At 29.3% G+C, this 12,897-nt stretch carries 12 protein-coding genes and 1 pseudogene; 3 read left to right on the top strand and 10 right to left on the bottom strand.

Going from position 1 to position 12,897, the window contains the following annotated elements:
- Window positions 1-455: 455 nt before the first annotated feature.
- Entirely contained in the window at window positions 456-668 is a 213-nt protein-coding gene (gene rpmE, locus LQK79_RS08545; RefSeq protein WP_053241846.1) for a 50S ribosomal protein L31, read from the top strand.
- Between the two features lie 308 nt (window positions 669-976).
- Here rpmE and rho read toward each other — a convergent pair whose 3' ends face one another.
- The 9 genes and pseudogenes from rho to LQK79_RS08500 form a co-directional block, all read right to left on the bottom strand.
- Window positions 977-2,428, bottom strand: coding sequence for a transcription termination factor Rho (rho, locus tag LQK79_RS08540; RefSeq protein ID WP_231016212.1), 1,452 nt, complete (start codon window positions 2,426-2,428; stop codon window positions 977-979).
- Window positions 2,429-2,702: 274 nt separating this feature from the next.
- Complete coding sequence (locus LQK79_RS08535) at window positions 2,703-3,047, bottom strand: hypothetical protein (RefSeq protein ID WP_053241847.1); 345 nt, start codon at window positions 3,045-3,047, stop codon at window positions 2,703-2,705.
- 161 nt (window positions 3,048-3,208) lie between these two features.
- Window positions 3,209-4,816, bottom strand: coding sequence for a CTP synthase (locus tag LQK79_RS08530; protein WP_231016211.1), 1,608 nt, complete (start codon window positions 4,814-4,816; stop codon window positions 3,209-3,211).
- Between the two features lie 201 nt (window positions 4,817-5,017).
- The gene (locus LQK79_RS08525; protein ID WP_053241848.1) at window positions 5,018-5,302 is read right to left on the bottom strand and encodes a hypothetical protein; all 285 of its coding nucleotides are present in this window, start codon (window positions 5,300-5,302) and stop codon (window positions 5,018-5,020) included.
- A 263-nt stretch (window positions 5,303-5,565) separates the two neighbouring features.
- On the bottom strand, window positions 5,566-5,982 hold the full coding sequence (locus LQK79_RS08520; protein WP_053241849.1) for a DUF1934 domain-containing protein: 417 nt from the start codon (window positions 5,980-5,982) through the stop codon (window positions 5,566-5,568).
- 14 nt (window positions 5,983-5,996) lie between these two features.
- Window positions 5,997-7,028: a D-alanine--D-alanine ligase family protein gene (locus LQK79_RS08515; protein ID WP_231016210.1), complete on the bottom strand. Its 1,032-nt coding sequence runs from the start codon at window positions 7,026-7,028 to the stop codon at window positions 5,997-5,999.
- A gap of 107 nt (window positions 7,029-7,135) precedes the next feature.
- Window positions 7,136-8,137 carry a hypothetical protein gene (locus LQK79_RS08510; RefSeq protein ID WP_231016209.1) on the bottom strand — a complete coding sequence of 334 codons (1,002 nt, stop codon included), beginning with the start codon at window positions 8,135-8,137 and terminating at the stop codon, window positions 7,136-7,138.
- 121 nt (window positions 8,138-8,258) lie between these two features.
- Window positions 8,259-9,440: a GNAT family N-acetyltransferase gene (locus LQK79_RS08505; protein ID WP_231016208.1), complete on the bottom strand. Its 1,182-nt coding sequence runs from the start codon at window positions 9,438-9,440 to the stop codon at window positions 8,259-8,261.
- 123 nt (window positions 9,441-9,563) lie between these two features.
- Window positions 9,564-9,854, bottom strand: a pseudogene (locus LQK79_RS08500) (GNAT family N-acetyltransferase); the annotation flags it as partial.
- Between the two features lie 456 nt (window positions 9,855-10,310).
- Between LQK79_RS08500 and LQK79_RS08495 the strand changes: the two are divergent.
- Window positions 10,311-10,523, top strand: coding sequence for a helix-turn-helix transcriptional regulator (locus LQK79_RS08495; RefSeq protein WP_053241852.1), 213 nt, complete (start codon window positions 10,311-10,313; stop codon window positions 10,521-10,523).
- On the top strand, window positions 10,513-10,908 hold the full coding sequence (locus LQK79_RS08490; protein WP_053241853.1) for a DUF2178 domain-containing protein: 396 nt from the start codon (window positions 10,513-10,515) through the stop codon (window positions 10,906-10,908). Before LQK79_RS08495 ends, LQK79_RS08490 begins: the two co-directional genes overlap by 11 nt.
- 395 nt (window positions 10,909-11,303) lie before the next feature.
- Here the strand turns inward: LQK79_RS08490 and ypeB are convergent, their stop codons facing one another.
- Window positions 11,304-12,668: a germination protein YpeB gene (gene ypeB / locus LQK79_RS08485; protein ID WP_053241854.1), complete on the bottom strand. Its 1,365-nt coding sequence runs from the start codon at window positions 12,666-12,668 to the stop codon at window positions 11,304-11,306.
- Window positions 12,669-12,897 lie beyond the last annotated feature (229 nt).

Genomic DNA, 12,897 nt, shown 5'->3' with positions numbered 1-12,897 from the left:
TTTGCTATACACTTTTTTATTTTAAAAATATTTCTAACTTTTTTTCTTTAAACTATTGACTATTACTAGCTGGTCTTAGCTTTTTCGCCTTCTTTTTAGGCGAAAAAAATTAGTTATTGCTTCACAATTTTTACAAATTATAACTTAATATATTTGGTGCGACAGCCCTATAAAATAAATTATAAAAATTTATATAGTGGATTGCACGAGTTTACATCTAAAATTCCGTAGGTACGGAGGAATTTTTTCACCTTAGATTTATAGAATTTATTATTGAAAATGCTTTTATCTTATTCTAGAAGGATAATGGACTTACGCCCAAACCCCGCATATGTGTATGAGACAAAACATTATTCCTTCGCTATAAATTTTATAGCTAATTTATTGACTAAAATTGTTTAATTATGATATAATGGCGTAGTTAATACTGTGGATATTTGAGAGAGGTGAATATAATGCAAAAAGAAATACAACCAGAATACCATGAAGATGCTGTTGTAACATGTGCATGCGGAAATACCTTTACTACAGGTTCTACTAAAAAAGAACTTAAAGTAGATATTTGTTCAAAATGCCATCCATTTTATACAGGTCATCAAAAAATTGTTGATGTTGGTGGTAGAGTTGAAAAATTCAGAAAGAAATACAATTTACCAGCAGATAAATAATTTTTTAATTATTAACAATGGAAAGGGCAAGAAGTCCTTTCCTTTTTCGTTTTAAAAAACATCTTTAACTTCCTAAACTTTCATATCCTTTCATAGCTTATCAGCCTTATCAAATTGATATCAGTAGGTTCATCTCTTACTTCTTTATATATGTCATATACTATATTTACAAAAATAATACTTCAATTACTTTTTACAATCGCATAAAAAAGCATACACGAACTTGTTTTATTCAAATTCATATACGCTCTCATACAATTATTTCCAATATTAATTTTATTCTTTAGCTTTATTTTATATCATAGATTTTATTTAGAAAGTTTACCCTTATTAATGAACCCTACAAGTTCCTTATTATTTTTTGTTTCGTTAAGCATATTAATAAGCCTTTCAGTAATTTCCTGAACGTTATTCTCATTATACAATATCTTTCTAACCTTAAATTCAGCTTCTAATTCCTCTGGTGAAAGAAGTTCATTTTCTTTTCTAGTTCCTGACTTATATATGTCTACCGCAGGGAATATTCTTCTCTCTTGAAGTTTTCTATCAAGATGAACCTCCATATTTCCCGTTCCTTTAAATTCCTCAAATATCATGTCATCCATCCTGCTGCCTGTATCAACAAGTGCTGTAGCAAGTATAGTAAGGCTTCCTCCTTCTTCTATATTCCTTGCTGCGCCAAAAAATTTCTTTGGCATTATAAGAGCTCCAGGATCTAATCCTCCTGACAAAGTTCTACCCGTTGGGGTAATTGTAAGATTATACGCTCTCGCAAGTCTTGTTATACTATCCATAAGTATAACAACATCCTGACCTTGTTCTACCATTCTCTTAGCTCTTTCCAAAACCATATATGCAACTTTAGTGTGATGTTCAGGTTCCTCATCAAATGTAGAATATATTACCTCTCCATTTATACTTCTCTGCATATCTGTTACTTCTTCTGGTCTTTCATCTATTAGAACAACTATAAGTTTTATTTCCTTATGATTAGCAGTTAAACTCTGTGCAACCGTTTTTAGCAATGTGGTTTTTCCTGCTTTAGGTGGAGCTACAATAATTCCTCTTTGTCCTTTACCTATAGGGCATATTAAATCCATCAATCTAGTTGATAACTCATTACTGTTTTTTTCGAGTATCAATCTACTATTAGGATAAATTGGTGTCAATTTTTCAAATGGAGTTCTTCCTACGGCTTTTTCCGGATTTTCACCGTTTACTTTTTGAACATACAAAAGTGCTTTAAATTTTTCTCCTTCTTTCGGAATTCTAACCTTTCCCTGAACTTCATCTCCAGTTTTTAAATTAAATCTTCTTATTTGTGATGGAGAAACATATATATCATCTTGGCTAGTTAGATAATTTTTTCCTCTCAAAAATCCAAAGTTGTTATTTTCAACAAGCTCTAAAACTCCCTTTGCAGAATCTGACTCATCAACCATCTCTTTGAATTTCTCATTTTTCTCTTCTCTAGAAACATTATTTTTAGAATTAGCTTTCACTTCATTTTTTTGTAAATTTGATTTCTCATCATTATTTATATTTTCTTCTCTATCTTTTTCCTCAACTACCATATTTTTTTTAGGACTTATTTTCTCTCTTAATATGACACCATCTTTTTGTATGCTTATACTTCTTTTTTCTTTTATTAAATTAATCAGCTCACTCTTTTTGTACTTGTAAGCGTTCTTAATTTCCAGTTTTTTTGCAATTTCTTTTAAAACAACAAGAGTCATACTTTCTAACTCATCATTAATCAAAAAGTCAACACCTCCGCAAATACTAATTTTAATTTTTAACTTGTAAAATGAGAATTTTATGAAGTCAAATCAGATTTTCAACAAAAATAATATTTAAAAGTATTTTAGAATTTTTTAGAAAAGAGATAATCGAAACTACATTTAAAATTCAAAACTACTAAATGTACGTACTTAAAATGTTTTTTAAATAATATTTTAAACCATATTTATATATATTAAACTTAAAATGCTGAAAAATCAAGTATTTTTAAAAATCACCGCATTAAAAGTGGCATTAGAAAATAGCATAAGTTTCCTTAATCACCCTATTATACTGCTTTACCCTATCACTTACTCTGTCATTTTCACCAATAAACAGTACTGGTGTACCAAGCGTCTTACACCCACATACAATTAACTCTTGATTTATCATATCATTAATGCAATAGTTAAAGCTGTGCCATTTTTCGCATAACGGGCACTTTAAACTTACCATTACTGTATTTTTATTTTTTAATTTTATTTTCATAAGTTTAAAAATATTATTAGCTTCTTCAATTTTAAAAAGATTTATATTTCCGATGTTATATCTTCCAAGCTCATCCTTTAAAGCTATACTGAGCGAAGTATCCAATATCATACTTTCACCTCCATACTTTTCTTAAAGTATAAAGTTAATAACTTAATAAAGTAATATTCTATATCCACTCTAAAAATCCTTTAATACTTTTCTATTTTAAATACATTTTTCAAATCACTCAAAAAAATATACAGGGTAGTTGTCCCTGCATATTGAACATATTATTTTTCTTCATAATCACAAGCTGCTTTTATAAAATCTCTAAAAAGAGGATGTGGTCTATTAGGTCTTGATTTAAATTCAGGATGGAATTGAACACCAACAAACCAAGGATGATCTTTCACTTCTACTATTTCAACTAATCTCTCATCTGGACTTGTTCCCGCAAGAATCATTCCCTTTTCAACAATATTCTTTCTATACTCATTATTAAATTCATACCTATGTCTGTGTCTCTCATATATTACTTGCTCATTATAAGCTTTTGAAGCATTAGTTTCATTATAAAGCTTACATGCATATAAACCAAGTCTCATAGTACCGCCCTTATCATCTATATCCTTTTGTTCTGGCATTAAATCAATTACAGGATATTTTGTCTCAGGATTTATTTCCGAACTATGTGCTCCTTCATATCCAAGTACATCTCTAGCAAATTCTATTACCGCACACTGCATTCCAAGACATATTCCAAAGAAAGGAACTTTATTCTCTCTTGCCCATTTTGTAGCTTCTATCTTTCCTTCTATTCCTCTATCTCCAAATCCTCCTGGCACAAGAACTCCATCTACTCCGTCTAATATTTCATTAACGTTTTCTCTTGTAACATCAACCGAATTCACCCATTTTATGTTTATTGAGGCATTATTAGCATATCCACCGTGATTTAAAGCTTCAACAACAGATATATATGCATCGTGAAGTTCAACATATTTTCCAACAAGTGCTATGGTAACTTCTTTTGATAAACTTTTTAAGTTTTCAACCATCTTTATCCACTCAGAATTATCAGCATCCTTGCATTTTAAGCTTAATTTTTCACATACAATGCTATCTAATCCCTCTTCATGCATCATTAATGGCACTTCATATAAATTCTCTGCATCAAGATTTTGTATTACAGAATTTCCGTCTACATTACAGAAAAGCCCTATTTTGTTTCTTAAATCTTTTGAAAGTTCCTTTTCAGAACGACAAACTATAATATCAGGTTGGATTCCTATACTTCTAAGCTCTTTTACTGAATGTTGAGTTGGTTTTGTTTTAAGTTCACCTGCTTTGTGTAAATAAGGAACCAATGTAACGTGGATGTAACATGTATTTTCCGATCCAACTTCACCTTTGATCTGTCTTATAGCTTCAAGAAAAGGAAGTGATTCTATATCTCCTACAGTTCCTCCAATTTCAGTTATAACAACATCAACATCTTTTTCTTTAGCAACTCTATATACTCTATCTTTTAATTCATTAGTTATATGAGGGATTACTTGAACAGTACCTCCAAGAAAATCTCCTCTTCTCTCTTTTGTAAGAACTGACCAATATACTTTTCCAGTAGTTACATTGCTATTCTTGCTTAAGTTTTCATCTATAAATCTTTCATAATGTCCAAGATCCAAATCAGTTTCTGCACCATCATCAGTTACAAATACTTCACCATGTTGATAAGGGCTCATAGTTCCTGGATCCACATTTATATAAGGATCAAACTTTTGGATAGATACCTTAAGTCCTCTATTTTTAAGCAACCTTCCAAGAGAAGCTGCTGTAATTCCTTTTCCAAGAGATGATACAACTCCTCCAGTTACAAATATATACTTTGTTTTCATTAAATTACCTCCCATATAATTTATATTTAAAATTTTCTAAAAATTTAAGTATTTTTTCGTTTTTGTATTGACAATATTGCCTTGAGGGCATATAATAGAAATTACCCTATCATGTATGATAGGTTTCTTATTGCCTTTCAGCACATACATATTATTTTAACACATAAATATACTTTTTTCTACTATTTTATTTTTTATATATTAAATTTTTTCAATCTCATCTTCAAATTCAAAGTACATATCTCTAAATTCCTTGTTTATCAAAAACATCTTTTCAGCTCTTTTGAAGTTGCAATTTATAGTTCTTTTACTAAATGTGGGCATATCCTTTTTTATGAATTCATACCCAACTCCATATTTTCTTAGGAGGAGAAAAAGCATATATTTGCAATTTTTATCTTTTAATAGTTTGCATAGTTCTTTTCTACTTATTCCTTTATATTCACACATTAGTTCTATTATTTTGTCATATCTTCTTTTAATCATTTAAATCACTCCACCACAATAATTGGATATTTTTATTACCAACAAACCATTTATTATGATTATTGACAAAATTTTAGCAATCAAAACAATGGAGTAATGGTATTTTTAAAGTTTAACTACCATTACTCCATTTGAACATAGCATAAGGTACCGAATCAACTATTAAATTATGCATATCTCATAATACCCTAAACATAGCATTTTGAAACATGTATAACTTAAGTTTTCGCACGATAACAATTTATAAACATCAATTACAAAAATTAGATTACTTTAATTTCTATTTGAAGATTAGTTAATTGCTTACTTTGCTTTGATATATTAAGCTCATACTTAACAGAAACTTTACCGCCTTCATCATTTATGTCTATTTGCAATTGTTTTGTGTTTATCTCAAGTTCTAATGTTCCATAAGGAGTATCATATAGCGAAAAAGTTTTCTTATCTTTTTGAAATTCCATTTTAGTTGATGTAGTGCCCATTCTTAAAATAGAAAACTTATCTGGTTTTATTTTAAGCGTAGTTGTAGTACCTTCCATGCCAGATATTTCTGTCTCTTTATAAACAGCATAGTAACAATCATTTCTCTTATAAAATTCTCCTGGAGTTGTTACAGATATGGGCTCGTCATTATTTTCATTTTCTCCACTAAAAACACTTATTATTGCCTTTTTTGCCATATGCTAATATCTCCTTAAGCATTATTTCTTTCAATAGCAAGTTCTATAAGTTCATTTATTAAATCTTTATATCCTTTATTGGTAGCTTCCCATAATTTAGGATACATACTTATACTTGTGAAACCTGGAATAGTATTTATTTCGTTAAGATATATATCTAAAGTATCCTTATCAACAAGAAAATCAACTCTTGCCATTCCTGCACAATCAAGAGCCTTATACACTTCTACCGCAGTTTTTCTAACCTCTTCAAGCTTATCATCACTTAAATTTGCAGGAATTAAAAGTCTGGATGCTGCATTTTGATATTTTGCTTCATAATCATAAAATTCCTTGGCAGGTAATATTTCACCTGGAATAGACGCTTTAGGCTCATCATTTCCAAGAACTGCAACTTCAACTTCTCTTGCATTAATTGCATTTTCTACAAGAACCTTTCTATCATATTTAAGTGCTTCTTCTAATCCTTTTTCTAATTCTTCTCTGTTATGAGCTTTTGTTATACCAACAGATGATCCACTATTAGATGGTTTTATAAACACAGCATAACTTAATTTTTTTTCAATATTTTTTATTATCTCTTCTTTTTGCTTTTTATATTCGCTTAAATTTACAATTACATAATCAGCCTGTTTTATATTAAAATGCTCAAGTACATACTTAGTATAAACCTTGTCCATACCTATTGATGAAGACAATACTCCAGGTCCTACACATGGCACTCCAGCAAGTTTACACAGACCTTGAACAGTTCCATCCTCTCCAAAAAGCCCATGTAATACAGGAAAAACAACATCTACTTCTTTATTAAATAACACATCCTGTGCCTTTGGGCTTTTATAAAACTCATTATTCTCCCACTTACCATTTTCTATATCATCTATACTTCCACTATATTCAAACCATTCGCCTTTTTTAGTTATCCCTATTGGATATACTTCATATTTGGTGGGATCAATATTTCTTAAAACGGATGCTGCTGATACTCTTGAAACTTCATGTTCTGTTGATTGTCCACCAAATAATATAGCTATTTTCTTTTTCATGTTATCGCTCCTTTAAATTTATCTTATACGTTATAGTTTAGTTATTTATTTCAATTTTAGCAACTGTTATTTTAAATAGCAAGAAAGAAACTATCTGAATACAATATTTAGTAGTATCCTTTTTCATTATCAAAGAAAAGAATTGCTTCACATTCTTTGTATTGCTTGTTCATTGACTCCGTTTCCAAATATGTCATAAATATATTTTCAATAGGTACTGTCCTTTTAATCACATACCCATTTTTATATTTATTATTTTTATCTAAATCAGCAAAGGATAGAGCTACCTCTAAACTAAATGTCCATGATGTAAGAGATTTTTCATAGCAATTTATCCATTCACGCTCAGTAGACATTCCCCTATATAATATTACCTCATCAATATTTAACATCTTAAAGTAGGATCGTACATACGCAATACGATTAATTATATATTCTATTATCCTTTTCTCTCCACCCATATTATCAAATATTTTTTCATCTCTTAATATCTTATTTTTATAGTTCACAATTCCTAATTTAGCGAGAATTATCTTTATTCCTTTAAGCCATTCTGAGTTTGGATTTAATACAATTTCACTTGATGTCTTTTCTTCTATGCAATCCATTTCTATTGACTTCATATATCGTTTTATATCTTTGATAAGCTCCTTATTTCCCTCCTCGGAATTTAAATTCATAGCTTGTTCAATTAATAATTTATTTGAATTATCTTTAAACCAATTAAGAATATTTCTTTCAACAATATTTATCTTTTCTTCTACCATTTCTTTTTTTATTATATCTGCTTGTATAACTATTGATTTATTAAAAAAATTAATTTTTTCAGTTATTCTATCTACAGCTTCCATATCTAGCTCTTCAGAATTCTTTAAAATTTGAAATGACTTTATATCTTCAACAGGTAAGTCCCAGTAATTTCCTTTATCCTCAAAATCAATAATTCTCCATCTAAACATTGCTGTATCTTCAAAATAATCCTCTATATATCCTGGAGTTCTTCTTCCATCTAATAATCTACATTGATTTTTTTTCACAATATATTTAACTTCTCCATTTACAAATTCATCATCTGATAAAGAATTTATATTAAATTGATGAATACCCATGTAATCATCTCCCCCTTTATATGATCTGCAATAAACTTATTGCCTATTTAAAACAACATATAAATTCTAATGTTATTCTTTATTTGACCACGAGTCAGTAAGCAAATTGTAATTTTTACTTTTAATTCCATTGTCCTGGGAATCTTAATTTTTGTAGTTGAGGAAACTTTTTATTATAATGTTCCACTTCTTTCTCCGAAAGATTATCAAAAACTTGGGATTCAAAAAATTTTCCTTTTATGTGTTTCATACTACCCTTTGCTAATTCAAATCCCATAAATGCATCAAAGTTTTTACCATCAGCAGTTGTAATATTAAAATTATCACATGTTTTAAATCCTATTCTAGGATAATAATCTGGTTCTCCAAAAATCACAATTCCTTTATACCCTTTATTTACAGCTAACTTCATCGTTTTTCTTAATAACAGTTCACCAACTCCGCATCCCTGCCATTTAGGAGCTACACAAAGAGGTCCAAAGGTTATAATTTTATGTATATCTGTCCCATCAGCAACTTGTGCTTTTGAATACATTATACATCCTATTACCTCTCCATCCTTCACTGCTATTCTGCTTAGCTCTGGAAGATAGTCTTTATCTTGACGTAATTTATGTACAAGGTAATGTTCATCACATCCAAGATGATGCTTATTCCAAAATGCATGCTGTACCATTAACTCTACATTATACCAATCCTCCGTTGTTTCCATTCTAACTTCTATTTCTTCATCATTTAATCTTTTCTTTTTTTCTGGAAACCATCCAAATTCTAACCTTACTTCTTTTCTTTGTAAATCATCATTACTGTAGCAGCAAGTATCCATACCAATTAAGCTAAAGCCTTCATGCTGATAAAAATCTACTGCATTAACGTTACAAGATTGTGTTTCTAGCATAATAGCACGACGACGTTCCCTTCTTGCTTGTTCCTTTGCCATTTTAATTAATGCATGACCTATTCCTTGCTTTTGATATTTTTCTGCCACCCAAAGTTCTGTAATTCTTAAACGATTAGACCATACTTCTTGATCAGTTTCAATTGCAGCAACTAATTCATCATTAACTAAAACTCCCCAAGCATAAGCCTTCTCCCAGTGATCTTCATATAACTTATCTGAAAAATCATATTCTTCTGGTGTATGAGTTACTGGCTCTATAAAGTCTTTCTTTTCTATCTCAATAGTAAATCCTTTATCCATTCTATTTACTATAACATCATAATATTTATCTGTTTTATACTTTATTGGAATTATAGTTCCCTTCCATTTATCTTTTGGTAAATGTATAATTTCATATTCCATAGCTTTTATCCTTTCTTCTTATGGCGCTTATTTTATCAATTGTAAATTTATTATATTCTATTAAATTTTAACCACTTTGTATATAACATTGATATTACAGCAAAATTGAAATTTGCCTATATTCTATAGTATCTTTGAAAAAAGGTATGCTCTTTTTTCAAATCCAATTGATTCATAGAATTTATGAGCACCTTCTCTTTGAAAACCTAAGTCTAATTCAAATCTTTTACAGCCTAATTCTTTGGATATTGGGCAAGCCTTATCAATTAAACTTTTGCCTATTCCTTGTCCTCTATTTTTCTCATCTACAATCATTCCATAATCATATGCAATAATCCCTTCTTGCCAAAAGTTATTTGCGATATAAAATGCTGAAAATTCAATTACTTTTCCATTTTCAACTGCAGATAAGTAATAATCAGTATCTGTAGCTAACCCTCGTTCAAATACTTACAATAACGCTTGTTTATGCAATTCTTTATTTGGCCATAATTGAGTAAATAAATTATAAATTTCATTTCCAATTTATCCTATTATATAAAATTATAACCATTTTGTATATAACTAATATATAACTTCCAGCTTATTCTTTAACCTTAACTGAATTTAATACAATAAAAATAAGCAACTGATATGCTAAAAAAAATTAGTACATCAGCCAGATTTATTTGAATTTTAGAAACTATTATTTTAAATGATAAAAAAAAATGTATTTAATTAACATGTTACCAATATCCTCAAATTTACGGAAAGCTTACTTGACATTATACTTTATATGGACTACTATAAGTGTAAAGTTAGCTTTCCATTTTTATAAATTCTTAAATAAAAAACACTTTATAAATATTAATTCCACTAAGAGGTGAAAATTTGAAAAACAAGCTTAAAGAAATACGAAAACAAAGGAACCTAAGCCAAGAAGATCTTGCAAAGGCACTTGAAGTATCGAGACAAACAATAGGTTCACTTGAAAATGGTAGATACAATCCATCAATTATTCTTGCATTTAAAATCGCAAAATATTTCAACATGAATATTGAAGATATTTTTATTTATGAGGAGGATGATTTAAATGAAAAATAATAAGGAACTCGATTCAATATTTCTAAGTTCGATTATGTTCACTTTATTTTTTTCGGTCATTGGAATTTTTGATTTGTTGACTATGAAAAATGGATATTGGGTATGTTTTATCATAGCTCTTGTATCCTTTTTATTGTTCGCATATTTATTAAAAAAATCTAAAAACAATACAAGTGAAAGATTTAGCGATGAAAGAAAAGAACTTATAAGCTATAAATCTAAAGGTGCAAGTTTTGATATACTTTGGGGACTTATCGCTGTACTAAGTTTTCTAGTTAGTAGTAACAAAGTAAGCCTAAACTCTACTTCTATACTTTTAATTTTATGTGTTTCAGGATTACTAATACAGCTGTGTAATTATTTTATTTATAGATCAAAATATTAAAATGCAGCTAACTATACTGATTTAAGTAACTTCCATGTCTTACAATCATTTTCTATAGTAAAAAAATCATTAACTTCTCCTAATTCTTCTATAATAAATAAGTGACCATTGCACTAAAAAATTAATACAGTGGTCATATTATTTATCATTTCAAAGATTAAGGTTATAACATCATTTAAATGCTTTTTCGTTCAGCCAGCTGAACATCATAGTACATTTTTATATAAATTCAAAATTATATTATAGCGGGGACTAGTTTTGGGTTCTCAAATCACATGGGCTTCGCCCAAACCCCCAGAGCTTAATAAGACTAATTTTTAAGTTTTCACTTTAATATAAAAAGTAATATTTTATTGTTCTCAAATCACATGGGCTTCGCCCAAACCCCCAGATGTTTACATTGTTAATTTTCCATTTGGGGTATTTCTAATTTGGAGAATTCTTGTTTCATAGCCGGTTTGAGCATTTATATATACTATAAAATCATCGCCTTTATAGCTTCCGGAGAATTCGTAACATAGAACCTCTTTATTTGTTTCAGTAGGAACTATTGCTGTCCTTACACTTTTAATGCTTAATCTCTTACCAACTCTTTCTCTAGCCTTTGCTTCGGTTATTTTTGGTGATGGAATAGTTCTATTATAATTTGATTTAAGATATTTATCAGCTTCAAGACCAACTACATTTCCATCATCCATGGATACTTTTAGCTTTATCATATCAGGATATATAAGCATATTGTCAGTGCTGTTTACGTAGCTTATAACGGCTACATTATTATAATTAAGCACATAAGTTGGGAACATATTTTTATATCCTATTTTATTTAGATATTTTCTTCCTATTTGAGAAGCAGTGTTTATATCCATAGTTGCCTTTCCTGCAACCCTATTATCAATAATAGACAGCATTTTTCCACCATTTTGACTAACTTCACAGGTTATCTTTTCCGTACCTTTATTTCTTCCAACCATATACACATCAAACATGTATGTAGGTATTGTTCCATTTCCATCACTTTTTCTTTCTATCCTTTTTATTCGTTTAGCACCAATCGCTTCTTTAATAACAGTTTGAGCCTGGGCTGATGATACCTTTTTTTGTGAAAGTACTCTCGGTTTAACATTCATATTATTATCTGAAAACGGACCATCATAAACCAATGAAGGATATTGCGCTGCCTGTTTTTGTATTCCTTTAAATTCATCAGAGACACTTGGTGTACTAGTAGATGCTAAAACGCCACTAGCTTTTTGTCTAATTTCTCCCCATTTTACCCTTCCAGCATTTATATCATTTTGAACAGACTTAAGTTGATTCTCAAGATTATATGATTGAAGCTTAAGGTTTTCAACTTGAGCCACATCACTATTGCTGAGTTCTCCACCTCTTGAAATTTTATTTCCTAGAACATAAGAAAAATCCCCAAGCTGTGATAGAAATTTACTTGTAGCTCCAAGTTTATCTTGCGATACTGGAAGAGAGTGAAGCTTATCATTCGCGACAGCGGAATATCTAAATATTTCATCAAAAACCACTATATCCTGTTCCCTCGAACCAAGCACAGGTACCTTAGCTAAATTATTCCCCACATTTTCAACAGAATTTATAAGTTGATACATATTTTTATTATATTCTGCTTGAAGATAATTTCTATAATCCATTCTTTCAAGTGTCATTAAGATTGCAAACGTAGTCGAAAAAACAACTATAATTGCTGTAGCTGCAGTGTATAAAATTCTTTTTGTACTATCCTTCATATCAATTCACTCCTATAAATTAATATAGATATACTGCCTAAAATCAGCTATAAATTACACTAATACTAATTTGAATTTCTTAAGCAATACATCTTATAATAGTTATAGTTTTCATTTTTATTGAAATAATATACCTATATAAGTTAAAATAATTAGGAAAAGTGTTTATAATTTATGTCATATTATATATAATTGAAGTACAGCAAAATAAGTATGGATAAACATTAAA

The sequence above is a fragment of the Clostridium guangxiense genome (assembly GCF_021043395.1).
Taxonomy (GTDB): Bacteria; Bacillota; Clostridia; order Clostridiales; family Clostridiaceae; genus Clostridium_S; species Clostridium_S guangxiense.
Note: the sequence above shows the minus strand (reverse complement) of the source record. Positions and strands in the feature narration are given on the sequence as shown.